The sequence below is a fragment of the Alteromonas sp. 4NS20-0143 genome, assembly GCF_057542855.1.
Genome location: NZ_BAAJLR010000007.1, coordinates 13,917 through 38,893 on the forward strand (window position 1 = coordinate 13,917; position 24,977 = coordinate 38,893).

Annotated in this window: 21 protein-coding genes; 10 read left to right on the forward strand and 11 right to left on the reverse strand. The window is 45.3% G+C overall.

The annotated features are described in order from the left end of the window. Nucleotides 1-25 precede the first annotated feature (25 nt). The gene (locus AC27HD_RS14345; protein WP_487106712.1) at nt 26-823 is read right to left on the reverse strand and encodes a substrate-binding periplasmic protein; all 798 of its coding nucleotides are present in this window, start codon (nt 821-823) and stop codon (nt 26-28) included. Nucleotides 824-841: 18 nt separating this feature from the next. Continuing rightward, nucleotides 842-1,984, reverse strand: a complete 1,143-nt coding sequence (locus tag AC27HD_RS14350; RefSeq protein WP_487106714.1) for a hypothetical protein — start codon at nt 1,982-1,984, stop codon at nt 842-844. Between the two features lie 447 nt (nt 1,985-2,431). Here AC27HD_RS14350 and AC27HD_RS14355 point away from each other — a divergent pair, with 447 nt between their 5' ends. Both AC27HD_RS14355 and AC27HD_RS14360 read left to right on the forward strand, forming a co-directional pair. Further along, nucleotides 2,432-2,734, forward strand: a complete 303-nt coding sequence (locus tag AC27HD_RS14355) for a hypothetical protein (RefSeq protein ID WP_235207752.1) — start codon at nt 2,432-2,434, stop codon at nt 2,732-2,734. A gap of 240 nt (nt 2,735-2,974) precedes the next feature. Further along, nucleotides 2,975-3,685, forward strand: a complete 711-nt coding sequence (locus tag AC27HD_RS14360) for a YitT family protein (protein ID WP_032095415.1) — start codon at nt 2,975-2,977, stop codon at nt 3,683-3,685. A 433-nt stretch (nt 3,686-4,118) separates the two neighbouring features. Here the strand turns inward: AC27HD_RS14360 and alr are convergent, their stop codons facing one another. Next, nucleotides 4,119-5,201 (reverse strand): alanine racemase, encoded by a 1,083-nt coding sequence (gene alr, locus AC27HD_RS14365; RefSeq protein WP_032095416.1) that lies wholly within the window; start codon nt 5,199-5,201, stop codon nt 4,119-4,121. A 266-nt stretch (nt 5,202-5,467) separates the two neighbouring features. Between alr and murQ the strand changes: the two genes are divergently transcribed. From murQ to AC27HD_RS14380, 3 genes are all read left to right on the forward strand, one after another. Next, on the forward strand, nt 5,468-6,436 hold the full coding sequence (gene murQ, locus AC27HD_RS14370) for an N-acetylmuramic acid 6-phosphate etherase (protein WP_487106717.1): 969 nt from the start codon (nt 5,468-5,470) through the stop codon (nt 6,434-6,436). A 173-nt stretch (nt 6,437-6,609) separates the two neighbouring features. After that, nucleotides 6,610-6,798, forward strand: coding sequence for a hypothetical protein (locus tag AC27HD_RS14375; RefSeq protein ID WP_487106719.1), 189 nt, complete (start codon nt 6,610-6,612; stop codon nt 6,796-6,798). After that, on the forward strand, nt 6,749-8,164 hold the full coding sequence (locus tag AC27HD_RS14380; protein ID WP_487106721.1) for an exo-beta-N-acetylmuramidase NamZ family protein: 1,416 nt from the start codon (nt 6,749-6,751) through the stop codon (nt 8,162-8,164). Before AC27HD_RS14375 ends, AC27HD_RS14380 begins: the two co-directional genes overlap by 50 nt. Before the next feature lie 851 nt (nt 8,165-9,015). On the opposite strand, the gene AC27HD_RS14385 is transcribed toward AC27HD_RS14380, so the two are convergent. Next, nucleotides 9,016-11,220, reverse strand: coding sequence for a glycoside hydrolase family 3 N-terminal domain-containing protein (locus AC27HD_RS14385; RefSeq protein WP_487106723.1), 2,205 nt, complete (start codon nt 11,218-11,220; stop codon nt 9,016-9,018). A gap of 176 nt (nt 11,221-11,396) precedes the next feature. Between AC27HD_RS14385 and AC27HD_RS14390 the strand changes: the two genes are divergently transcribed. Then, complete coding sequence (locus AC27HD_RS14390) at nt 11,397-12,773, forward strand: Na+/H+ antiporter NhaC family protein (protein ID WP_487106724.1); 1,377 nt, start codon at nt 11,397-11,399, stop codon at nt 12,771-12,773. Between the two features lie 169 nt (nt 12,774-12,942). Continuing rightward, a complete protein-coding gene (ggt, locus tag AC27HD_RS14395) occupies nt 12,943-14,541 on the forward strand; it encodes a gamma-glutamyltransferase (RefSeq protein ID WP_487106844.1) in 1,599 nt (532 codons plus the stop codon). Between the two features lie 45 nt (nt 14,542-14,586). Here the strand turns inward: ggt and AC27HD_RS14400 are convergent, their stop codons facing one another. The 6 genes from AC27HD_RS14400 to AC27HD_RS14425 form a co-directional block, all read right to left on the reverse strand. Continuing rightward, nucleotides 14,587-15,057: a LabA-like NYN domain-containing protein gene (locus AC27HD_RS14400; protein ID WP_032095421.1), complete on the reverse strand. Its 471-nt coding sequence runs from the start codon at nt 15,055-15,057 to the stop codon at nt 14,587-14,589. A 237-nt stretch (nt 15,058-15,294) separates the two neighbouring features. Next, on the reverse strand, nt 15,295-15,711 hold the full coding sequence (locus AC27HD_RS14405; protein WP_032095422.1) for a VOC family protein: 417 nt from the start codon (nt 15,709-15,711) through the stop codon (nt 15,295-15,297). A gap of 11 nt (nt 15,712-15,722) precedes the next feature. Then, nucleotides 15,723-17,129: an aldehyde dehydrogenase family protein gene (locus AC27HD_RS14410; RefSeq protein ID WP_487106727.1), complete on the reverse strand. Its 1,407-nt coding sequence runs from the start codon at nt 17,127-17,129 to the stop codon at nt 15,723-15,725. A 312-nt stretch (nt 17,130-17,441) separates the two neighbouring features. Further along, entirely contained in the window at nt 17,442-18,740 is a 1,299-nt protein-coding gene (locus AC27HD_RS14415) for an adenylosuccinate synthase (RefSeq protein WP_032095424.1), read from the reverse strand. A 271-nt stretch (nt 18,741-19,011) separates the two neighbouring features. Beyond that, nucleotides 19,012-19,194 (reverse strand): DUF2065 domain-containing protein, encoded by a 183-nt coding sequence (locus tag AC27HD_RS14420; RefSeq protein WP_032095425.1) that lies wholly within the window; start codon nt 19,192-19,194, stop codon nt 19,012-19,014. Between the two features lie 107 nt (nt 19,195-19,301). Next, nucleotides 19,302-20,465 (reverse strand): aminotransferase class V-fold PLP-dependent enzyme, encoded by a 1,164-nt coding sequence (locus AC27HD_RS14425; RefSeq protein ID WP_487106729.1) that lies wholly within the window; start codon nt 20,463-20,465, stop codon nt 19,302-19,304. 247 nt (nt 20,466-20,712) lie between these two features. Here AC27HD_RS14425 and AC27HD_RS14430 point away from each other — a divergent pair, with 247 nt between their 5' ends. After that, entirely contained in the window at nt 20,713-21,141 is a 429-nt protein-coding gene (locus AC27HD_RS14430) for a hypothetical protein (protein WP_032095480.1), read from the forward strand. 75 nt (nt 21,142-21,216) lie between these two features. Here AC27HD_RS14430 and trxA read toward each other — a convergent pair whose 3' ends face one another. Then, on the reverse strand, nt 21,217-22,086 hold the full coding sequence (gene trxA / locus AC27HD_RS14435) for a thioredoxin (RefSeq protein ID WP_163106963.1): 870 nt from the start codon (nt 22,084-22,086) through the stop codon (nt 21,217-21,219). Between the two features lie 232 nt (nt 22,087-22,318). Between trxA and AC27HD_RS14440 the strand changes: the two genes are divergently transcribed. Next, complete coding sequence (locus tag AC27HD_RS14440; RefSeq protein WP_032095427.1) at nt 22,319-22,648, forward strand: Mpo1-like protein; 330 nt, start codon at nt 22,319-22,321, stop codon at nt 22,646-22,648. A gap of 183 nt (nt 22,649-22,831) precedes the next feature. Then, nucleotides 22,832-24,946, forward strand: a complete 2,115-nt coding sequence (locus tag AC27HD_RS14445; RefSeq protein WP_487106732.1) for a S9 family peptidase — start codon at nt 22,832-22,834, stop codon at nt 24,944-24,946. Nucleotides 24,947-24,977: the final 31 nt, after the last annotated feature.

Consider the following 24,977-nt stretch of genomic DNA (forward strand, 5'->3'; position numbering starts at 1 on the left):
CGTGTAGCGCGTTATTTGTATTGGGCTATCGTCTATCGTAGTGCACTTTTTTCTGAGGATGCTGGTAGTAGCCCTCTTTTAACAAGTGCTTAAACCGTGTCAGCTTGCCTTCTAATGTGAGCTCATCAATACCTTTATTGAATAGTGAAAGCACTAGCTGACTATTTTGCTTATCCTTAGGCACAAGAAGGTGGGTAGTGACGGTAGAAATATTAGGAGAAATAAGGGCCACGTTATCTCGCTCAGTGTCAGTGAATTCTCGCTCTAATAGATACCAACCCGTTAATTCATCAATAGGGAAAATATCAATATCGCCATTGATTAGTGCTTCAAAGTTTTCCTGATCGCTTTCGCGTTTTACTACATTCTCATTGTTCTCTATAAAAGCAGCAATCTCATCGTTGTAGAGGTATCCCTCTGTAATACCCATTTTCAAATCGGCAATATCGCTTAACTCAGACCACGTACGTATTTCATTTTCGCTGTTCACATAAAAGACTAAACTTTCAGCGCTAATTGGCTTGCTGTGAAAAAACTCATTTTCTCTGGAGCGAACAAAATTGCCGTAAGATAGCGCATCATACTCACCGGCCAAGGTAGCTTCTAACGCTTCATCCCATGGCATTGATACATACTCAACCTGCACTCCAGTTTCTAACAGCGCATCAGTAATGATATGGTTTATATAGCCGCCATGCTGCATATTCGATGAGGTATAAGGCGCATACTCAGCGGTGGCTATTTTTAACTTTAACCACGCATGCCCGTGGCTCACCGACGGTATAAAGGCAAGTAAACATATAATGGTAAATACTGTTTTCATAATCATTCCCCTAAGCGCTTAGAAATAAATTCCAAGGTTAATATTAAGCCTGTGCGTGGTGTCTTGCAGGCCGCCGATGTCTAAGCCAATTCCCGGGCCACCGCTAAACCACATATTTTTGCCTCGAATGCTATCCACATACATGAATAATTTATCCCATCCCACGCTACAGCCATTCACCCACTGAGATGAGTTTTTACCTGAGGCATCATCACCCTTAGCAAGACTGAACTCTGAGTAGCATGTCATTGACGATATATTGTCAAAGTCGTATGGCACCGAGTAGATGAGGTTGGCCGAGTAGGTTTGTCCGTCTGCCGCTGCCAAAAAAGGAAAGGTAAACGAAGATAGCGCTAAACGATCGTCAGCCTGACCTTCAGGCGCAGCTAAGTTGTATTCGTAATTGATATACTGAAGTTCTACCTTAAAGTCATTTTGGGTATGACGCATGTGCAGGGCATAGGCATTCATATCGCCACTGCTAGAGGTATCTAAGTTGAGAATATTACCATACTGATAAGACGCACCAATCTCAGTGGTAGCACCTCTAATAAAACGGCCAGTGTAATTTGCACGCAAGTTATACTGTCCATCTTCTGAGTTTCTAAACTCACCATCGTCAGCAACATCGAAGGAATAACGACTAAACTTCGCAGCGTCGTTATATTCATCGTTCATGAAGTAGGCCGCCTGAAAATCCCAGTTGCCTCGCGTATGATTTATTTTAACGCCAGCATCGTAGTCGTCTTCAAACCCTAGGTAGTAATTGACTGAAAACCAGAAACTGTTACTGGCGAAGGGCTGTAAGCCAAAAGGCGTTTGCGTAATACCACCGGTAATCTCTGTACGATCGTTAAAGTGATAGGTTAGATCGGCAAAACGAACCGTATTGAAGTCGACATTTTCATACCAACGGTACTCCGCTTTATAGCTAAATTGATCAGATTCGCCAGCCACACCCAGTTTAAAGGATTCAAATTCAAAGCCGTCTCTAAAATCAGGGATAAGCCAGTCTTGATGCCCGTAGTTAACACGTGCATGACCAGAAAGAGTAAAAGGTAATTCGTCAGCTATCGCTGAATTGCTAAAGCCAATAGCGCCGATAGAGCAACCGATGCCACTACCGACAAGTAGCGATAGCGCGATGGGGAGTTTTTTCATTGCAGTTCCTACAAGTAAATTGGCGACACAAGAGAAGAAGAAGGCTTACGAAAGGTGTTTGATTACCTAGCTTTCAAAAAATAATTCTACGCCGATAGATTTGCAGTAATGGTATCAGCCCAGCGCAAACCTTACAAAAATATAACGTATGACATTGACAGTTAATACGTTCGCCTTTGCGTGTGCAACACAGGCTTGTGTAATGCGGCCTTTTGCTACATAAGCTCCCAACAGGTTTTCTAACTAGAAAACAACCGCGTTACGAGAGCACATTTCCCTATTTTGCATTCTTTATATCCCACACGTGGTCATGATATGTTTATGCGCTTAAGTAGGAACCGTATCTTTTTTATTAACCTGCAAACGCACTTTTAACTCATTATAGTGTCTGAAACTTCTCGATGTAGTCTGCCACCGCGCAATGATAGAGGTAAAACAATGCATGCTATGAAACGTTCGATTCTTGCGGATATTGCTGCAATCGCTGCTATTGCGGCGCTCATTGCCGTGACTTTTTACTGGATTGAAGCGCGAAGAGAAGTCATCATTTTATGCGACAATTTCTATCCTGGTATATCAAAAGCCAATGTAGAGCGTCAGTTGAACACCGCTGAGCTTTTAACGTGGCATACGGAGTTTGTCGCTAACGGCAGCAGAATAGAAGCGTCCAGTCCGCTCCATTTTGGCATTATGCAGTGCAATATTAGTTTTAATAAACAAGACATCGTTTGGAGTGCCACTCTCGATTAGGCAACAACCTGTTAGTGCGTGATTGAACGCGGTCATTTTATGCCTTGTACTGAAGTGGTTGTCACAATTTGGTGCAATGTTTACATAGCGGCAACACCTTGTTTACGGAAGAGATAAGAGTCGTAAAGGCATGCATACCATTCGCTGATTTGCCGACTTTAAGTTAGCCGCTCCCCCCTATATTCCCGCATGTTGTAAACGTACAATTACACTGTGTATTCTTAACGCAAGTTCTTTATCATGCAAAAACCAAATCACAGTGTCATCGAAGATGTATTCGCTTTAGTTAGTGCGGGTTTATTTGTTGCGTTTGGCGTGTTCTTATTCCAGTCTCAAGACTTAATGGTAGGGGGTGCTGCAGGTTTAGCATTGCTTGGTACCTACGCAGTGGATATAGACTTTGGCGTACTCTTCTTTCTCATTAACATTCCCTTTTACGCCTTAGCGTGGACGCAAATTAGTAAGCGTTTCACTATCAATACTTTTATTTCTGTTACCACGGTATCGGTGCTTACCGAACAAATACCAGCCTTTGTTGATATAAGCCACGTGAACCCATTTTTTGCCGCGGTATTTGGTGGCATTCTCATTGGTGTGGGTATGCTAATGATGTTTCGTCATAGCTCTAGCTTAGGTGGTATCGGCATTATGGCGTTCTTCTTACAACAGCGCTTTAATATACGAGCCGGTTTTTTCCAGCTATCGGTAGATAGCGTCATATTGTTATGCGCCTTACAGTTTATAGAATGGCACCTTGTGTTAATTTCTATTCTTGCAGCGCTTTGCCTTAACATGGTGATATCGCTTAATCACCGCCCAGAGCGTTACGCGCCGGTATCAAAAAACAAGAACAACAGTAAAAGCGTGAGTAGTGCTGACGCTAACAACACCACACTCACAGGCGAACAGAACGAACATTTAGACAACGGACTACACCCTCAAAATAGCTGATGCAACTTTGAACGTCTGGTGTGCTATCCGTTGGCCACACAACTCCAGCCAAATTGACGTGGCGCGCAAAAGAAAAGCCCGATTGACTCACATTAATCGGGCTTTTTTGAATTGCTTATTTGTATTTTTACCGCTTAGGTACGTTGGCGTCTACTTTAGCTACTGCTTCTTTTTTAACAGGCGTTGGTGGACGACTTACTGCGCCACGGTTCACTCTCGGTCTTGAAAACGAAGTACGCATACAAACCTCACTTATGAGTATTGGCAACGCTGTCGATGATGAAACATTCACCTCACACACACGTCAACCAACAACAGTATAGACACAAGGTAGGCCAAAGCGCCTCATTCTTTTGTCGAATAGTTGTTAATAAAATTTTAGCGATTCGCCGTGTAGTGCAGTTTCTGAGTGGGAAACACTCTACATAAAAGTTTAGGCATATCTCACGATACGAGGGACGCGACTGGACACGCGTGTCATCAGCTCATAATCGATGGTGCCCGCACAAGAGGCCACTTCGCTGATGGAGATGTTTTCTCCCCACAGCTCTACCGTGTCGCCAGTGGTAACATTATTAATGTGAGTTACGTCAATGGTTATCATGTCCATAGACACCCGACCTACAAGCGACGCGCGCTGCCCTCTTATCATTACGGGCGTGCCGTTAGGGCAGTGTCGTGGATAACCATCGGCATAACCTATTCCCACTGTCGCTATTTTACTTGGCTTTTGTGCCCGCCAGGTTTGCCCGTAGCCTACCCCTTCACCCTCAGCGATGTCTCTAAGTGCAATAACGCTAGAGCGCAAGGTCATTGCAGGGAACAACTGCACCGACGTGCTGGTGATAGATTGAGTAGAAACCTTTCCACCATAAACACCGAGCCCTAACCGATTCCACTGTGCTTGAGATTGTGGCCAGTTCACGCATGCTGGCGAGTTTGCTAGGCTAACTGGTAACGACAAAGACGCTACCTTGGTTTCAAAGGCGGCTATTTGAGTGGCTGTAAAATCGTTATCTGGATCGTCGGCGCTGGCGAAATGCGTTACCAAAGTGGTCTCGTTGGTAAGCAGGCTTTGGTTTTTAGCCACAACCTGAACAATGTCGTCGGTAGAAAAACCCAGTCGATGCATACCACTATCTACTTTTAGCCAAATATGCGGACGTTTAGATACCTCACACTTTTGCATCCACTGTAGTTGTTCATAAGAATGCATCACCAATATACAGTCGTATTGCGCCGCCATTGCGCACTCTTTGGCTTGATGCGCCCCTTCAAGTACCACTATTGGCACCGTTATGCCCGCTTCTCTTAATGCCACCGCTTCTTCAATAATAGCCACTGCAAAGCGCGGCGACACATGCTGAAGTATGCGCGCAACATTAATTGCACCGTGACCATAGGCGTCGGCTTTAATCACGGCCATAGACTGGCTGTGCTTTGCCATAGACGACAATGTTCTGAAATTTTGAAGTACGGCATCTGCGTGGATGATGGCTTGAGTTTGACGGCTCACAGGTTAACTCTCACTGCATAAAAAAGTTGCTAATCACAATACAATCACCGTGTGACCATATCTAATGGCGCAGATTATATCATGAGTTAAACCTGACCGCGTTTGTCTTTACCTGTGGTTTGTGGCCTTTCACCTTTAGGCAAATGCCGTTATTCTTAGCTCTTTACCAATAGCACCTTTGCTATAAGCAAAAAGCCTAGAATAAGCACGGCACTACTAGCGCTTTGCTTCTAGCTTGTTATTAACCAATCACTAGAGTATCTCTCATGCCGTTGTCACAGCCTTCATCTTCTCATTCTCTTATCAACGATTTAGCGCGTATTGTTTCGGAGGGCAGAAATCCAGACACTCTCGACATTGATACACTTTCCACCGTAGACGTACTCTCAAAAATTAATGCTGAAGATGCAAAAGTGGCGGCAAGCGTAGCCACGCAAATTGCAGCAATTGCACAAACCGTTGATGCAGCAACGCAAAGCATTAAAGCGGGCGGCAGACTGATTTATATTGGAGCCGGTACCAGCGGCAGGTTAGGTATTTTAGATGCGGTGGAGTGCAGACCCACTTTTAGCGTGCCCGATTCACTGGTAGTGGGAGTTATTGCAGGAGGTGACGATGCCATAGTGCATGCGGTAGAAGGCGCTGAAGATAACCGTGCGGCAGGCAAAGACGATTTGGTTGCCCTATCACTGACTAAAAACGACACCGTAGTGGGCATTTCAGCAAGTGGCCGCACGCCTTATGTCAGTGGCGCGTTAACCTATGCAAGTGAGCTAGGCTGCACCACCGCCGCTATTGCCTGTAGTCCTGACGCAGCCATATTTGAACCCGCCGCTATTACAATATGCCCAGTAGTTGGCCCGGAAGCATTAACCGGCAGTACCCGAATGAAGTCGGGCACGGCGCAAAAAATGATCCTCAATATGATAAGCACCACCACCATGGTGAAATTGGGTAAAACCTACGAAAACCTGATGGTAGACGTGAACGCCACGAATGAGAAATTGAAAGCCCGTGCATGTCGCATTGTAATACAAGCCACCGAGTGTGATGAGGCCACCGCCATGGAGGCACTCGACGCCTGCGATAATAAGGCAAAGGTCGCCATATTGATGGTACTGACTAACACCAATGCAGAGCAGGCGGCTAAAAGCCTGAGCAATCATAACGGATACTTAAGAAAAGCAGTCAAAACAGACGCTGCGGACAAGCCAATGCCAAAAGCTGATAACTAGCGAATAGGTAACTAGCTAATAAATAAATAGAAAATAGAGACGAAAGAGATGGGGCCTTGGCTATAAGAGGCTGTAAAAGGTTATAAGGGTCAACAAGGGTGCAATACATTGGTAAAAGGCATGCAGCAAAGCTTTAACAGGGGAAGCAATATGAAAACACATAGATCATCAAAATGCCTATTACCGTCTTTTATCCCGGCAGTGCGATACAGCTTAATGTTCTTCAAAGTAAGTTTGAGGGCAAGCTTGGGTTTGTGCCTGAAATGGCTTTTGAGATTGTGCTTGAGATTGTTCCTGAGTTTAGGCTTAGGAATGGTCATTCCATTAGGCGCTATGGCAGCGTTAAATACACCACCCGCTAGTGCCTCACAAATTAAAGTTGGCGCTGAGCAATTTGATAGCTATGTGCCTTTGTTATCTGGAAAACGTGTTGCTCTGGTTGTTAACCAAAGTGCTCTGGTTGCGAATAGCGAACCGGAGCCTAGCGTTGATGTTGATGTTGATGGTGATGGTGATGGTGATGGTGAAGGTAATTCAACTGGCGCTCCTTCAGCAACCAAACAGCATCTGCTTGATGCATTGCTCGCTCGCAACATCAATGTGGTCAGTATTATGTCTCCCGAGCATGGTTTTCGAGGAGATAAAGATGCCGGAGAAAAGATAGACAGCAACATCGACATTCAAACCGGCTTACCCATTCACTCTCTTTACGGTAAAACCAAAAAGCCCTCTGTGGCGATGTTAGAAAATATCGACACCGTTATTTTCGACATACAGGATGTGGGCGTGCGCTTTTATACCTATTTGAGTACCCTGCATTACGTTATTGAAGCAGCGTTTGAACAAGGTGTTGATGTGATTGTGCTTGATAGGCCGAACCCTAATATAGCCTACGTTGACGGGCCGTTACTTACACCACCCTTTAAATCATTTATTGGCATGCATCCCATTCCCGTACTTCATGGTATGACACTAGGTGAACTTGCCAAGATGATAGTGGGAGAAGGTTGGCTAGACACAGATAAACGCGCAAACCTAACGGTTGTGCCAGTAGCAAACTATACCCGAACCACGCCCTACTCGCTTCCCATAGCGCCGAGTCCAAACCTTCCCAACGATAATGCTATTCGGCTTTACCCCACACTGTGTTTTTTTGAGGGCACATCGGTAAGCATTGGTCGCGGAACTGACCTTCCTTTTCAACTTATAGGTCACCCTGTTGCCAATTTAGGCAACAGCCGTATTAAGGTAAATGCAAACCATGGAGCGTCAAATCCGAAACACGAAGGCACAACATTGTTTGCTCAAACTCTTGTGGCTGACTCTTATGCTTCTGAGCTTTCTAGCGCACAAAATTCTCAAGCACAGAAGCAAATATTAGAGCCACAAATAATAGGGGAATCGACAGCATCAAATGTAAGAACAAATACCAGAACAAAAGCGCGAAAACCAGCGGCCAAAAATGCAAGATTAAGCTCAATAAGCGGGCTAGATATTCAAACGTTGCTAGATACATTTAACGCTGTAAAACTGGCTGATGAGACTTTTTTTACTCGCCCAAATTTTTTCGATAAATTAGCCGGAAGTTCGTCTTTTAGAGAAGCCATAGTGGCAGGCAAGAACGCAGATGAAATTTATGAATCTTGGCAAGAAGACATTGTAAAATTTAAAGCGCAGCGAGCCCCCTATCTACTTTATTCAGAGCAGACTCAGCACACTGCAAAATAAAGTTTGTAACCACTTACAAACTATTAATAGTATTCACTTAGATATTGCCCAGCAAACCATTTATGACAAGCGGTTATCTTCAACAGTAATGGGCTTATATCTGCTATAGCGTGAGCGCCTGTAAAAGCGTGGGCGGTTAACGCTATGTATAAATCGGCAACAAGCAAGCTTACTGGATAAATGCATAGGGATTAGTAAGCACTCACACTTTACTTTAAAGAGTGTTAATTTGAATGCTGGCTAAAGGGATATGTTGAATGTTACTTGTGTATTCGTTGAGAATTACTGACGTGTATTTTGAGTATGAATTGCGTCCTAACTTAAGGGGACAGCTTGAGAGAATCAGCACTAATCTAAGATTTTACAGTTCGCAATTATTAGCAGTTTGGTGCAAAACAACACACATATTGGGTGGCATAAGCTGAAAGTGAGAGCTTCGTTTTTTATCTTATTTTCAGCTTTATTCTATGTCTATCAGTACACAAAAAAGTAGACGAAAATAGCGCAAGTTACTGATAAAGCTTTCACTAAAAACCCTGCTAATTTTTCAGCTTGAGATAACATTTTAGACTCTCTAAAAGTCTAATTAGTGAGTACTAACATACCGCTTCTTCTCTACTATTTTCAGCGCGTTTTTTTATGTATTTTTATTAGTGTTTGGCTTGGTGTTTGGCTTAGTATTTGAGTAGCAATTTACAGGTCTTCTTTCCTACATATTTGATCTAACACACGCCTTGCTTCCGACCTCTTTTTTACCCTGATTTGCTCCTTCATCACCACCAAATATTAAACCCAATATTAGCCCCTTATTTATATTACTTTGGTACGTAACATTAAAAATAGCAGCGTAACTATTGTTGCCAGCTAACTGGAGATTTTCCCTTTGGGACAAGTTTTCCACTTAGCACTTTCATCAAGGTTTGAAGACTCTGACTAGACACCTTTTGGCTAGGTTCGTCGCTGTTGGTATCGATTAGCGCACTTTTCTCCAGTGCATAGTCATAAGTTGCAATGCCAATGTCTGCATAGTCCATTGCCGCCTTGGCGGTGTAAGGCATTCTCATTGCAGCAAAAATTACTGTTTTGCCTTGCGATCTTGCCAGCTTCATTGCATACGCGCCAAAGGCGTTTAACTGCGCTCCACTGGCCCTATTTGCGAGTTGCGAGGCTCGATCTAACCCACCAAGCTCATAGTTGGCGTGAAGCGGCGTAATATCACCCACAATGAGTGCATCAGATTGCTTGATTAACCGCGATACTAACCCTTTATTCGGCAGCTCGATGAGCGGCAAACACGCGTACTGCGCATTAGCGTCGACAGAAAGTACGGCGTCTTCAAGGGCTAAGCATCTCGCTGCGTCTGGCATGAGCGCTACCCACTTCACTGCTTTCACGGGAAGTTTATTGTTTCCAAACAGTAAGGTGACAGACGCCTCAGAAAGCGCTTTCTCAATTTGTTTCCCCTTTAGATACAGCGCACTAGCATTTTCGTTTTTGGGCGCATTAGCGTGAGTTTTTGCAGCGATTTTTGAATTATTTTTTGCGTTTTTATCTGCGTTCTTTGCTGCGCTCTCTGCTGTATTCTCTTTTGCGCTCTCTTTTGCGCCCTCTTCCGCATTCCCTTTTAAGTAGCCTGCTGCTTTACCTTTCGATTCTGGGATAACCTTGTCACTGCGTGGAGTAGTCTCACCGGTGTTCGCCTGTGCTTCATTAAGCCACCACGACATAGGTTTACTCACGTACCGGCCTAGCTGATGATGTAACTTCATGCGCAACACCCGTTGGTGTGATGCTGTTAACCGTCCCATCTTTTGCTTATCTTTCACCGTTCGCATTGCAAGGCTATTTAGCATGGCTTTAAATGCCTCTATATCTTGTAGATTGCGAATGGTATATGGCATAAGCGCAATGTCTGCACCCGCGTCAAAGGCCATCATCACCGCCTCTTCTTCTGTAAAAAATTGTGATATGCCCGCCATATCCAACGCGTCGGTTACAATGAGTCCATCGAAGCCTAAACGATTGCGCAAAATGTCGGTTAAGATACGCTTTGATAAGGTGGCCGGCACAATTTGCAGTTCGCCTTGTTTGTTTTTGATAGTGGTATTATCTAGGGATGGATATTGAATATGTGCACTCATCACCATGGCTGGCGGTGTGTCGCTATTAATAATATTAGCGAATGGAAGCAAGTCGCCAGACTGTGCTTGTTTAAGCGAATGGTCAACTCGCGGTAGTCCCGAATGACTGTCTACGCGAGTATCTCCATGACCAGGAAAATGTTTAAGCGCGCTTAATACCCCTGCTTTCTGCATAGCCGACACAAAGGCTTCACCAAGTTCTGCGGTTTGTTCAGGACTTTCACCAAAGCTACGAACGTTAATAACGGGGTTGTTAGGTTCGCTATTAATATCAACCGAAGGGGCGAAGTTAGTATTTATTCCCAGCGGCAGCAATGTTCTACCTATGTGCTCACCAATGTTGCTAGCAAACGCATTACCATGTTGATGCGCAGACGCCCCAATAGCCAGGTTACCCGCAAAAGCAGGTAATATAGTAGTAGGTAACCGAGCCACCCGCCCACCTTCTTGGTCAACAGCAATAAAGAGGGCTTCTTTTCCCGCCTGTCGCATGTTGGCCTGTAGCTCGTAATTCATTGTTACAAGCTGCTTGACGCTATGGATATTTTCACTAAAGAGTATTACGCCGCCAATATTTTCACTACTGAGTAAATTTAATAATGGCTGTGGCATGGTCGTAACAGGAGTTCTGCATTGCTTGGATAAGGTACCGTCTTGGCAAAAATAACGAAAATCCAACATCATTTTTTGCCCTATCATTAACTTGGCTTTTTTAAGCTGGGCGTCACTGGCTTCAGTATTCGTGCCGCCAGGTGTAAAACTAGCGCTAAAATCAGATGCGAAACAAGGCACAGCTACAGCAATAAAAAGCCCAGTAATAAATAGGCTGTTTCTGCAGAGCGTTAACGCAGAGAGCACTGAACGACTTGATGATATAACGGGGGTTTTAGTTTTCTTAAATGTGAAGAACGACAATGTTTATCTAATCCTTGGTAACAACGCACACAATACGGTACGCTACTATAAATCAGGAAGCTAGCAGAACGCGAACTGCTCTGATCACCGCTAAACCCGCAGTTTCTCTGCGAGTTAGTCACGTTAATGAGCGCTCCCCTGGCGCTAAGTCAATACGTTTAGATTTGGAAAGTAGTATGGATTGGATGTCAGTCATCCCCCCAATTGTGGCTATTGCCGTTGTATTTTGGAAAAAAGAAGTCATTCTCGCACTCGCCCTTGCTGTGCTTTGCGCGGAAACGCTGATATTGGTCAGTACGGATTTAAGCGGCACTTACCTTGCGCCGATAAATGCGATTGAAAGAGTGGTTGGCACAGCCTCTAGCCCGGGTAATACAAGGGTATTATTATTTTCCGTATTGGTTGGTGCACTGCTAGCCTTTATTCGCGATTCTGGCGGTGTTACCGCTACCGTTAACTTTCTGGTTGGCAAAGGCGTAGCCAAAACCCGTAAACAGGTGGGCGGACTGACTATGTTTACCGGTATTGCGGTGTTTATCGAATCGAATTTAAGCGTGCTGACTGCGGGTATATTTGCCAGAGGTTTATACGACCGGTTTGGAATGAGCCGCGCTCGCCTTGCCTACATTATTGACTCTACCAGTGCGCCAGTTTGTATACTAATACTCCTTAATGGTTGGGGCGCGTTTATATTAAGTCTGCTAGACGCCTACGAACTGCCCGCCTCTTCTGCCTCCATTTTATGGGGCAGCGTTGTATTTAATTTCTACGCCATTTTTACCCTTCTTATTGTCGCCTACACAATATCTGCCGACAAAGTACACGGCCCAATGCTAGAAGAAGAAACAGCGCTTTCTCACACCGATGCAACGCAGCACTCTGAACCGGCTACCAAAGCGCGCTTTATGATAGCGCCATTACTGGTGATGGTATTTAGCATGGTGGGCTTTATGTTCTGGACTGGTAACGGTACGCTTTCACAAGGAAGCGGCAGTAAATCTGTACTCTACGCCACAGCGCTCGCTACTGCTCTTGCGTATTTCTTGCTGTTGTTTCACAAACGATTCACCCACAAAGAAGCGGTAGAAATTGGCTTTAAAGGCATGGGCGAGCTTCTGCCCTTGGTTACCATTGTATTGCTTTCTCTTACCCTTGGTAATAGCTTAAAAGACTTAGGAACAGGGGTGTTTGTTGCTGGCGTAGTGGGCGAATACCTTCCTATTGTGTTTATTGTGCCAATGCTATTTATTGCCGGTGGCGTGATGTCTTTTACCACGGGCACCTCGTGGGGCACTTTTGCTATTCTTATTCCTATTGGCGTACCGCTAATACAAAGTTTAGGGCTCCCACCATCGCTGGTTATTGCGGCTATTTTGGGAGGCGGTATATTTGGCGATCATTGCTCGCCTATTTCAGATACAACAGCGGTTTCTTCTCTGGCAGCAGGGTGCGATGTACTTACCCATGTTAAAACACAAATACCCTATGCGCTTTTCGCCGGTGTACTTACGCTAATTGCATACTTCATTGCTAGCGTCATTATGATTGGGTAACCCCCATTTTTGCATTACAAAGGAGCTATACATGACTGGACGGATAATATTTAATGCCTGGATGCTAAAAGCGGCAATGCTTTTTGGCGTCATAGCACTAGGAGCAGGCTGCACTTATACGGCTTCTTCTGATGCTGGTCAGTATGAAAATGATAATGTTAAAAGCCCAATGGCGCAGCAGGCTGTTGCCATGCCAGATAGCTACAGTGCCGATGCTGCAATGGCAGTATTACAAGAAGGCGGTAACGCCATTGACGCCGCGATTACTGCACAATTTGTATTGGCAGTCACCTTGCCTGAGGCAGGCAACATTGGTGGCGGTGGCTTTATGACCATTAAGTTTGAAGACACTACCGACTTTCTCGACTATCGGGAAATGGCGCCTCAACAGGCTCACCGCGATATGTATTTAGACGATAAAGGCGACGTAAAACCTTACGAATCGCTTTTTGGTGCAAAAGCCTCCGGTATTCCGGGCACGGTTGCTGGAATGTGGGCCGCCCATAAAAAGTATGGCACGCTAAGCTGGGAACGCTTACTCGCCCCTGCAGTGCAATTAGCTGAAGACGGTTTTGTTGTGCACGACAAGCTAGCTAATAATATTTCAAACTACATTCGCCGAACTCAAAATAACGGTATTAACAGCAACTTTGCAGACTATTTTCAACAGGCCAAAGCCAATACCGTATTCAAACAACCTGAATTGGCGGCCACGTTAAAAACCATACAATTAGAAGGCAAAGAGGGCTTTTACTCAGGCGAAGTGGCTAACCTTATTGTGGACTTTATGAAGCAGAATAAGGGGTTAATTACCCACGACGACCTAGCGGCCTATAAAGCAGTGTGGAGAAAACCACTGCAATTGAACTGGCAGGGATATGAGTTAGTGACTGCCCCGCCGCCAAGCTCAGGCGGTGTCGCTGTAGCGCAGTGGATTGGCATGCTTGAGGCTTACACGGCGCAACACGAACTGCCAGCCCACAACAGCAGTGAATACATTCACATCATGTCGGAAATTGGTAAGCGTGTATTTGCCGATAGAGCTGAATACTTGGGCGATCCAGACTTTGTAAGCGTGCCTGTTGCCGCCCTTACCCAGCCACAATATATTGCGGCGCGGGCAAAGGATATTCAACCAGATACCATTTCAGAAACCATCGCGATTAAGCCTGGCCTTCCTGAAAGCGAAGATACCACCCACTTTTCTATTATGGATAAATGGGGCAATGCTATTGCCAATACCACCACCATTAACCTGACCTTTGGTAGCGGTGTGGTGGTTAGCGGGGCTGGCTTCTTACTTAACGACGAAATGGATGACTTTAGTGCCAAGCCAGGCGTGCCTAACTTTTTTGGCGCAGTAGGCGGTGAGGCTAATGCTATTGAACCTTACAAGCGTATGTTGTCTTCGATGACGCCAACCTTGGTGAAAAAAGGCAATGACGTGGTGCTGGTGACTGGCTCTCCAGGGGGAACCACCATCATTTCATCGGTAGCGCAGTCGTTATTGAATGTGTTGCTTTACGACATGAGCGCCGAAGATGCCGTTAATGCGCCCCGTTTTCACCACCAACTATTTCCGAAAGACACCATTAGAATGCACGATGGTTTCAACACTGACACGTTGAAAAACCTTGAAAGCATGGGGTATATCATTGATAACCGACGCTTTGGTGATGTACACCTTATCAAACGAACTGACGCGGGCATTGATGCAGCATCAGAGGCCAGCGGCAGAGGAAAAAGCATTGTTGCTGCCCCTAACTAGGGCGTGTAAACCTAGTATTAGGAGCGCGGTGAAGTAGCGAGAGTGCTAGAGTAAAAGTGCGGCATCGATGGGTATATACTCCGATGCCGCTTTTTGCAGGCTTTCTGCCGTTAGCGCCGGCACACCATATACAGAGACTTTTTTGCCCTTGGCCTTTAATGCCTCCACGAGTATATCGAAGTCGCCATCGCCAGATACCAGCACCACTTCATCGGCATTGTCGGCGTATTGCAGTGCATCAACGGTAATGCCAACATCCCAATCACCTTTTGCTGACCCATCGGCACGTTGAATAAAAGGCTTTAGCTTTACATCAAAGCCAATAGCGCGAAGTATATTTTGAAATTCCCGCTGTTTGTTATCGCCCTTATCTATTGCATAGGCGAAAGCATTGACAATATCGCTATTGGCGTTAATTCGCTGCCAAAAGCGATTGTAGTTAAAGTTGCGTTTGTACGCCTGACGGCAGGTGTAATAGACATTTTGCACATCGACTAAAATAAGAACTTTCTGCACGATTATTTATACTCGCTTGTTTTTTACTCGTCTGGTTTAGACTCGCTTGTTTTTTACTCGTCTGGTTTAGACTCGCCTGATTTTGACTGACCTGATTTTGACTAGCCTGATTTTGACTAGCTATGAGAAAACGAAATGAGAATGACATTACCTAGGTAATGTCACTACACTGAGGGTGTGCTGCTAGAGCGTTGAGTGTAGCGCTTTGAGCGTCAGGCCACGAACCTGAACTTTAAGCTACGAGGCAAACAGCTGATTGATGTCGGCAAACGCTTTAAATTCTAGCGCATTGCCGAAAGGGTCTTTAAAAAACATAGTGGCCTGCTCTCCAGGCTTTCCCTTAAAACGAATGTAAGGAGCAACAATAAAGTCAATATTGGCCGCCTCTACCTTTTCTGCTAGTTCCTGCCATACCCCCATTGTTAGCACCACGCCAAAATGAGGCACAGGCACTGCGTGATCGTCTACGCCATTATAGGAAGGTGGCGAGGGCATTTCATTCACGCAGTGAGTAACTAGCTGATGACCAAAGAAATTCCAATCTATCCACTGGGTATCGCTACGCCCCTTCTCACAGCCAAGCAGTTCGCCATAAAATCGATTGGCATCGTCTAAGTTTGTTACTGGAATAGCTAAGTGAAAAGGCTGTGTCATCAAACGTCCTATTATAAAAATTTCTTGAGTAGCGACAGTTTAAATTTGGAAAACGGCGCGTATCTAAAGGGAACATCTAGCGCAAATGACCGCTTCATTACTGTCTTCAAATGGCTGAAGGTATCAAACCCTGCACGACCATGATAACTGCCCATACCGCTATTACCAACACCGCCAAAGGGAAGTTCGGGGTTGGTCATAAATAACATGGTGTCGTTTGTACATACGCTACCGGAGCTAGTGGCACTTATAATGCGGTCGAGCACCTCGTCGCTGTCGCTAAATGCATATAGGGCAAGGGGTTTAGCACCATCATTCACTAGCGCAATACCATCATCTAACGACGGTACCGTGACTATGGGTAAAATAGGCCCAAAGATCTCTTCTTGCATAATAGCACTATCAAGACCCGGCTCCAGTACTAAGGTGGGCACCATTGCTGGGCGCTCCTCATCAAACTCACCGCCATAAACCACATTCACGTTATCTAAATAACTGCGTAAACGACTTAAATGGCGTTTATTGATAATGTTGCCGTAATCTGGCGAGGTGAGTGCCGATTTACCATATTGCTTTTTAAGCTCTTTTCTAATGGCATCAATGAGCGGCTGCTCAAAACCCTTTTCTACAATAATGTAATCTGGGGCCACGCAGGTTTGTCCTGCGTTCATCCACTTACCCCAGACAATGCGCCTAGCAGTAACCTTCAAATTTGTATTTTTATCGACAAAGCACGGACTTTTGCCGCCAAGTTCAAGGGTAACCGGAGTAAGATAACGGGCCGCTGCACTCATCACAATTTTACCAACGGCTTCGCCGCCGGTGTAGAAGATATGATCCCATTTACAAGCAAGTAACGCAGTTGCCTCTTCTTTACCGCCTTCTATCACCTCTACACAAGACACATCCATGTATTGAGGGATGAGCTTTGCCACCAGCGCTGAGGTTTCTGCTGAGAGCTCTGAGGGCTTCAATACGGCGCAGTTACCCGCCGCTAGTGCGGCAATATAAGGCGCTAGCAATAGCTGTAAAGGATAGTTCCAGGCCCCAATGATTAGCACTGTACCTAGCGACTCAGGCTGCTGAAAGCTTTTACCTGGCCACGCCACCATGGGAGTAGACACCTTGCGAGGCTTAACCCATTTGTCTAAATGCTTAAGGGTGTGATCGATATCGGATAACAAAAAACCTTGTTCGGCAATCATGGCCTCGGTTTCACATTTGCCCAAATCCGCTTTAAGAGCCTCTAACAACGCCTCTTGATTGTCTTCTAACATGCGCTTTAATGCCAACAACTGATTTTTCCGCCAGTCGAGAGACTGTGTCTTTCCGGTGCGATAGCTAGCGTTTAGCTTTTTAACATTGTCGATAAAACAAATACCCGGTTCGATAGCATGAAGAGTAGGTCTAGTTGGCATATGAAGGCTCCGCTGGCGTTGTCAGCTCGAAAAAAGTCGACTTTCTATACTCTATTAATAGGTATGTTCTGCTGCAACGCAACTAAATTGTTTATTAATATTCGCTCGTTGCCGTATTTTATTAGCGCGTGATTAGCGCTTATTGCCCTTTGCAGCGCATTTTTATAGCGGTTTTAGGGCTGCTTAGACAACTATGTCAATGTTGTCTACTTTGTTTCGCGCATAAAAAAACCTAGCACAGGCTAGGTTTTTTTGGTGTATCGGCTTAAGTATACAGCGGCTGCTGCATACTTAAGCTAACGTTTCGTTGCATTAGGCATCATAAGGATGACGTAGCACGATAGTCTCGTTTCTGTCTGGGCCTGTTGATACGATATCGATTGGCACACCTGTTAACGCTTCTAAGCGTTTGATGTAGTTTTTCGCGGCTTGTGGCAAGCCTTCAAACTCTGTCACACCATAGGTGTTGTCAGACCAACCCGGCATTTCTTCGTATACCGGTGTTATCTTATCGTAGCCATCAGCTGCCATAGGCGGTACGTCTTTCACATTACCGTCAGCGTCTTTGTAGCCTACACAAATTTGAAGCGACTCCAAACCGTCAAGTACATCAAGCTTGGTCAGGCAGAAACCTGTGATAGAGTTAATCTGCACTGCGCGTTTCATGGCCACAGCGTCAAACCAACCTGTGCGACGCTTACGACCTGTCGTTGCACCGAACTCATGACCTTTAACACCTAAGTGCTGACCTACTTCACAATCAAGCTCTGTAGGGAATGGGCCAGAACCAACTCGTGTCGTGTAGGCTTTTACAATACCTAGCACGTAATCAAGCTTCAACGGACCAAAGCCTGCACCTGTTGCCACACCGCCTACGGTAGTGTTCGACGAGGTAACGTAAGGATAGGTACCGTGGTCGATATCAAGCAGCGTACCTTGAGCTCCTTCAAACATGATTGGCAAACCGTTTTTGTCGGCTTTATCAAGTTCATCGGTAACATCAATAACCATTGCTTTAAGAATATCGGCAACTTCCATCGCGCCTTTCAACGTTTCGTCGAAATCGACAGCTTCTTCACCGTAATATTGAGTCAGCGTAAAGTTATGCACATCAAGCACTTCTTTTAGCTTGGCTGCAAAGTCTTCAGCATTAAACAAATCGCCCACGCGAAGACCGCGACGAGCCACTTTGTCTTCATAGGCTGGACCAATGCCGCGACCGGTTGTACCGATGGCTTTAGCGCCTCGCGCCTTTTCACGAGCAACATCGAGTGCTACGTGATAAGGAAGGATCAGAGGACAAGCTTCACTAATTTTCAAACGCTCACGCACAGGTACACCACGCTCTTCTAGCATAGTGACTTCTTTCATAAGTGCGTCTGGGCTTAATACAACACCATTACCAATTATGCAGGTAACGTTGTCACGTAAGATGCCTGATGGGATTAAGTGAAGAACGGTTTTTTCACCGTCGATTACTAGAGTGTGACCTGCGTTGTGCCCGCCTTGGTAGCGAACAACATATTTTGCGCGATCAGTGAGTAGGTCTACGACCTTTCCTTTACCCTCGTCACCCCATTGAGTGCCGAGTACCACAACGTTCTTTGCCATGAATCATATGTGTTAAAAAATTAGGCGGGGATTCTACAAAATTCTACGCAAAGGATCATCTATTTTTCGAACAAAAATGCGCCACAGAACGCCCTTTGGTGTGAAGATATTTTGTCAACGCACTCATAAAGCAAGGAGCAAAACCCACTAACCCTATATTTTATAAAGGGTTAACGGGTAACGTTTTTTATTCATAAGCGGGATAAACTGAACAAACGGTCAATAGAATTAAAACCGTCTTTCTTATGCTTTTATTAGAGTGCTCATTCATCTACGAAAAAAACAGGAGTAACAGTGTACCAAAAATAACCAACACACCACCTATTTGACGAAGTTGATTACTGGGCTGCTGGCTTATTTGCAGCAAGTAATTGCGCCATTTGTTGGGAAATAGCAATGGCCCTATTCCCTCAATAATAAGCACCATCGCCAGTGCAGGTAAAAACCATGACATTTCCCTCTCCTTTCTTTAGCGAATTCAGCTAGCAGCCTTCGTTGACAAACTTTGGATAAGTTTATAAGGGTAACCGTTGAGGGAAAAGGGCGCTATCAAATAGTGCGTTACACCCTGCCAAGGGCGCTCAAATCTACATAGTCTGGCGTATGGTATAGGCCAAATCCAAAGCGCAATCGATTACCTCGGTAATCGGTGAGTATGTTCTGCGCTTTTAAAGCATTCGCTAACTGCTGGGTTTCATCAGCACTATCAAATTCAAAGGTCAGAAAATGCCCCCGTGCTTTGTCATCTTTAACCACTAACGCCTGTCGGTTAATCTGCGTGTGGCCGCTTGCATCTAGCTGAGCTAAAAAGTGACGCTGCATGCCCATAACGTGCTCGTCAATTTTCTCGACACTGAGGTGATGCGCTTCAAACAACTCTAGTACTGCACGCAGACGGTACAGCGCAGTAAAGTCCATCGTGGCGCCGGCAAACCGCATGCCGTCGGTGCTGTACTGAACCTCCCCCGAACGAGGCTTATCTAACGTACCAAATTCGGCAAACCACCCGGTGTAGACTGGGCGCAACGTACAGCCTGTAGGAATGTGAGCAAAACACGCCCCCTCTCCTGCCTGCGCGTATTTGTAGCTTCCTGATAGATAAAAAACTCTGTCTTCTATATGTTTAAGGTTTGTAGGCTTTGCCATAAAGCCATGATAACCGTCTACCACGATTAACGTATCGTCATTAGTGACACTAGCAACGATACTGTCTACGTCATCTACCACGTAGCCTGAATTAAAAAACACATGACTAAAGAACACCAAATCTGGCTGATGCTTACTAATAGCAGCTTTAAAACGCGCGCTAAAGGTATCGAAGGGCTGCGTGGGCACGCTGATAAGATTAATATTGGCTTGTTCATTCATGCGGGTGACTTGTCGCTGAAAGCTATGAAATTCGCTATCTGTGGATACAATGGTCACTTCGCGAGAGTAATCTAAGCAGCTCATTATGCGATAGAGTAACTCATGGGTATTAGATGCAAACACCAGCTGTTCTGGTGCGCTAGTACCGATGATTTCACTTATCTTGCTTTGTAATTCGGGAACGAGTGTTTCAAAAAAATAGCCCCATTTTGCATCAACGTAGCGGGCGCTATCATCCCAGTATTGAAGCATGGCATCGCGAGTGCAGTCTGGCCAAAAGTAATGACTGTGGCACGCGTAATGTTGCTTGCCCTCATTTGCTTCAAGGAATCTGGTATAAAAATGCTGATAGGACATGATGAAATACTCTTATTTTGACGCGACTTAATTTACCAAAACCTATCAGCGCTGACATGCAAACAGCAAACTAAACTCTCCCTAAGTGTAAAAAGTTTAATCCACCGTATGGATATTTATACCTATGTAAGTTTTAAAACCCATAATATATGCTATAAAATTAAGTAACAGTATAAAAAATCATACGCGTCACACTGGTTCTCGTGAAGCACAGACTTTTAAAAATCACGGCGGTAGTAAAAAAGAAATGCAGTTCCCTCCTTACGGCAATTACTCTGTAGACATTTCTGGCAATGTGCTTGAAGTGTTTGCCTTGGGCGCATGGAATTTAAAGACCACCCAGCTATTTGTTGAAGAGATGCATTCGTTGATTAAGCGCTTTGACGGTGAACCGTGGGCAGCGTTGATGGATGGTAGGCGCTGGGTACTGGCTACACCAGATTGTCAGGCGTACCTGTCAGAAGCGATTAAGACTAACATTGCTATGGGGCTGTGCCGCTCGGCTTACGTACTAGACAGTGGCATGGTTAAAAAGGCACACCTCGAACGAACTCACCCGTCTAAACAAAGGGATTTAGAGTTTCCTCACTACGAACGACAGTATTTTAAAAAGTATTTTGAAGCGCTTAACTGGCTTAATCAGGAGGGATTTTCACCCATTCTAACAAAACCTTGAAGGCCAACGTCTTAAAGACTTGGTATTGGAAAGCATAGCCTTAACAACCGCGGTTAAGACTATGCCTTGTGCAGTTTAGTAAAGCAGGCTGTATACCTTTCTGCGGTATTCAGATTTAAGCGGATCGCCATCTGGCAGCGCGTTCATCATATCCATCATCAGTTTGCGAGCATTGCCGAAACCAAGCTCTTTCTTTAACACCGCATAGAGCAGTGCAAGTGCATCTTGCGCTTTATTGGCCTGCTGTAACTGAACGGCCAAATCCACCTTTGCTTGTAAATCATCTGGGTTCGATTCAACCACCGACTGCAGCTGTCGTATTTCAGGGGTATCGGCCGCTTGCTCCGCCAGCTCTATCTTGCCATTTAAGGTTTGGTAGCGGGAGTCTTGATCCACTAGCTTAATTTCTGACAATAGCTGCTTGGCCACATCGATTGAACCTGTTTCTATAAAACAGTCGATAAGCATGTATTTAGCATTCACATTGCTTTCGTTAAGTGCCAGCGCCTCTTTTGCAGCAGGTAATGCTGCGGCATAATCGCCCTGCTGAATTGCTTTACCCGCAGTGGCAAGCAGTTCGTCTTCAGGATTAGGCAGGTATTTACCCAACATTTCGCGTATTTGCGGCTCGCCCTGCACACCGGCAAAACCATCTACAGGCTGACCGTTTTGCACTACCATCACCGTGGGCAGATTGCGAATTCCAAACTGGGCAGCCACCTCTTGTTGTGCTTCACAATCAACCTTCGCCAGTATCATGTGCTCACTGTATTCACCGGCAAGTTTCTCTAAAATTGGCTGTAAGTCTTTGCATGGCTCGCACCAAGGAGCCCAAAAATCGATAAGCACCACTTTCTCTTGCGACGCTTCAACGATAATTTGTTGAAAGTTCTCGACGGTAATATCAACAATGGTTGCCTGAGTATTAGCAATCATATTTTCCATAACGGGTGCCTTTTGTTTAATCATTATATGCAAAGGAATATGGGGTAGTTAGACACAAAATACAAGGCTAAGCGCATATCCTATTTATAGGTAGTAATGGCAGACAAAATAGAAAAAACATTGTCGTATTTATGACATTATTTGACAAAGCCCCATGTTAAATTAGTGTAAATAGTAAGAACAAGCGCTTCGCCTAAGTAAGCGATGACGTGTATAAATAAGGCAACAAGTTATGAGCAATGAAATATCGTCTGATTCCCGCTTTAGCTCTTTTGCAGAGTTTTATCCGTTTTACTTAAAAGAACACAGCGACGCCACCTGCCGCACGCTGCACTTTATTGGCTCATGGCTTGTTCTGGGTATTATCGCCACAGCCATATTCACTAACGTGTTGGTTTACCTTTGGTTGATTCCTCTAGTGGGATATGGATTTGCCTGGGTGGGTCACTTTTTCTTTGAAAAAAACAAACCCGCTACCTTTAAATACCCCCTCTACAGCTTTATAGGCGACTGGGTAATGTTTAAAGATATTTTGGTAGGCCGGATTAGTCTTAGAAACTAGCCTTAACAATTAGCCTCAATAAGTAGTTTCTGCGCGCGACCTAACACAAAGGCAGTGCGCTGTTTGTCACACTAAAGGGTAAGTTTGCCGCACAGGCTTTACACAATTTAAAGCAACAGGCTATGGTAGGAGAAATGATCGTTACCGAATCATTCTCTGCATTAAAAATAAAAAGGAAAACCTATGTCTGCTTACCGCTTGGTAAATCGCAAACGTAACTTCGCGTTATGTGCTGCGATGACGGCTATATGCGCTGCCCTAACGCCAGCATCTGCTGCTGATAGCGGTGGTGTTGCCAGCTCGACTGATAACGCACCCAACGTGCTAACCTACAACGACACATTCAATTTAGAGTTTGTTTCTAATCCGCAGTTCATCAATGATGACACCGTTATTTATAGCCGTCAAAGCCTAGACATTATGTCTGACAGCAGGCAAAGCAGGCTATGGCAGGTTGATATAAGCTCAGGTAAACATCGTCCATTCATTGCGCAAGATGAAAATATTTCTCAAGCCACACTGTCCCCCGACGGCACTGCTATCGCCTATACCAAAGCCGTTGATGGACGCGCTCAACTGCACTTGTATTACCTTGATTCAAAGCAATCTGTACGCCTTACCAACAGCGACGAAGCGCCATCTAACTTAACGTGGTCTCCTGATGGCAAGTCGCTTGCCTTTAGCCTTTTTACCGAAGAAAAAAACGCCCCAATATTTACCGGAATGCCGGCAAAGCCAGAGGGAGCCAAATGGGCAGAACAAGCCACCTATATTGATACCACGCAATACCGCGGCGACGGACGAGGTTATTTACGGGAAGGGTATAACCAAATCTATGTTCTTCCTGTTGAAGGCGGCACGCCGAGACAATTAACGGATGGAAAGTTTCCCAGCGGTGGTTCGCTTTCATTTTCGCGGGATGGAGATTGGATATACTTTGCCACGCCTCATCGAGAGGACTATGCCCTGCATCCTTACTTTAGTGATATCTACAGAGTCAACGTCGCTACCGCTGAAAGTGAGCAAGTGACCAGCATGGAAGGACCTGAGGGCTCACCCGCCCTAAGCCCAGATGGTAAATATCTCGCGTTTACCCATGTTAACGATAGAAAATTGTCTTATCAAAACAACGACCTGCTTGTAATGAAGCTAAGTGACGGCGAAATAACCCGTCTCACCTCTTCCCTTGACCGTGCTATCGGCGACTTTACTTGGCGTAAGAATAGTCGAGGGCTTCTTTTTTCATACCTTGATGAAGGTGACAATAAGCTAGCAGCAGTTAACCTCAAAGGCGACGTGAAGCCATTGGACGTTGCCATAGGTGGTCAATCGCTAGGTAGACCATATACATCGGGGGCCTTCGCCATGAGCGATGAAGGTACCATTGTGTATACCAGCGCAGCTCGAAACATGCCGGGGGATCTTACGTTGTATCGCACCCGCGATGACGATAGAGCCTTAACACACCTCAACGACGATACACTGGGTCATAAGGCACTCGCAGAGGTGATCGATTTATCGGTAACCTCTAGCGTTGATGAGCGAAACATCGATGCTTGGATAGCACTGCCACCAGGTTTTGATAGCAGTAAAAAATACCCGTTTATCTTAGAAATCCACGGTGGTCCGCACGCTGCCTACGGCCCTCATTTCGCCATGGAAATACAGTTAATGGCAGCGCAAGGTTATGTAGTGGCTTGGTCGAACCCAAGAGGCAGTAGCTCTTATGGCGAAGATTTTGGCAACCTTATTCACCATAACTACCCTTCTGAGGATTATAATGACCTTATGGATGTCGTCGATGCTGTCATCGACAAGGGTTATGTTGATACCGACAACCTATTTATTACAGGCGGCTCAGGAGGTGGTGTGCTCACTGCTTGGTCAATCGGAAAGACCGACCGCTTTGCTGCGGCCGTGGTTGCTAAGCCCGTGATTAACTGGATGAGCTTTGCTTTGACCGCCGATGCATATCCGTTTTTCAGTCAATATTGGATGTCTGATATGCCGTGGAATATTGCCGACAAGCTGTGGAAACGCAGCCCACTTTCATTAGTTGGCAACGTGACGACGCCCACTATGCTGTTAACCGGTGAGTCTGATTACCGCACACCGATTAGTGAGTCTGAGCAGTATTACCAGGCGCTAAAGCTTCAGGATATTGATGCAGCCATGGTGAGAATACCTGGCGCTTCACACGGGATAGCCAGCAAGCCATCTCGCCTTATTCAAAAGGTGGGGAATATTCTTGCGTGGTTCGAGCGCTACAAAACCACATCCGAAGGTGAAGATAAATAAGCTACGCGCTTCAAATAAAAAGCCGAGCTAG

Excerpts from the sequence above, each read along its gene's own strand:
- AC27HD_RS14425 (WP_487106729.1), bottom strand. The coding sequence starts at position 20,465 with ATGTCCTATCAGCATTTTTATACCAGATTCCTTGAAGCAAATGAGGGC.
- AC27HD_RS14430 (WP_032095480.1), top strand. The coding sequence starts at position 20,713 with ATGCAGTTCCCTCCTTACGGCAATTACTCTGTAGACATTTCTGGCAAT.
- murQ (WP_487106717.1), top strand. The coding sequence starts at position 5,468 with ATGCCGTTGTCACAGCCTTCATCTTCTCATTCTCTTATCAACGATTTA.
- AC27HD_RS14440 (WP_032095427.1), top strand. The coding sequence starts at position 22,319 with ATGAGCAATGAAATATCGTCTGATTCCCGCTTTAGCTCTTTTGCAGAG.
- AC27HD_RS14350 (WP_487106714.1), bottom strand. The coding sequence starts at position 1,984 with ATGAAAAAACTCCCCATCGCGCTATCGCTACTTGTCGGTAGTGGCATC.
- AC27HD_RS14390 (WP_487106724.1), top strand. The coding sequence starts at position 11,397 with ATGGATTGGATGTCAGTCATCCCCCCAATTGTGGCTATTGCCGTTGTA.
- AC27HD_RS14405 (WP_032095422.1), bottom strand. The coding sequence starts at position 15,711 with ATGACACAGCCTTTTCACTTAGCTATTCCAGTAACAAACTTAGACGAT.
- AC27HD_RS14445 (WP_487106732.1), top strand. The coding sequence starts at position 22,832 with ATGTCTGCTTACCGCTTGGTAAATCGCAAACGTAACTTCGCGTTATGT.
- AC27HD_RS14375 (WP_487106719.1), top strand. The coding sequence starts at position 6,610 with ATGCCTATTACCGTCTTTTATCCCGGCAGTGCGATACAGCTTAATGTT.
- AC27HD_RS14355 (WP_235207752.1), top strand. The coding sequence starts at position 2,432 with ATGAAACGTTCGATTCTTGCGGATATTGCTGCAATCGCTGCTATTGCG.
- ggt (WP_487106844.1), top strand. The coding sequence starts at position 12,943 with ATGGCGCAGCAGGCTGTTGCCATGCCAGATAGCTACAGTGCCGATGCT.
- trxA (WP_163106963.1), bottom strand. The coding sequence starts at position 22,086 with ATGGAAAATATGATTGCTAATACTCAGGCAACCATTGTTGATATTACC.
- AC27HD_RS14380 (WP_487106721.1), top strand. The coding sequence starts at position 6,749 with ATGGTCATTCCATTAGGCGCTATGGCAGCGTTAAATACACCACCCGCT.
- AC27HD_RS14360 (WP_032095415.1), top strand. The coding sequence starts at position 2,975 with ATGCAAAAACCAAATCACAGTGTCATCGAAGATGTATTCGCTTTAGTT.
- AC27HD_RS14420 (WP_032095425.1), bottom strand. The coding sequence starts at position 19,194 with ATGTCATGGTTTTTACCTGCACTGGCGATGGTGCTTATTATTGAGGGA.
- AC27HD_RS14410 (WP_487106727.1), bottom strand. The coding sequence starts at position 17,129 with ATGCCAACTAGACCTACTCTTCATGCTATCGAACCGGGTATTTGTTTT.
- AC27HD_RS14415 (WP_032095424.1), bottom strand. The coding sequence starts at position 18,740 with ATGGCAAAGAACGTTGTGGTACTCGGCACTCAATGGGGTGACGAGGGT.
- AC27HD_RS14345 (WP_487106712.1), bottom strand. The coding sequence starts at position 823 with ATGAAAACAGTATTTACCATTATATGTTTACTTGCCTTTATACCGTCG.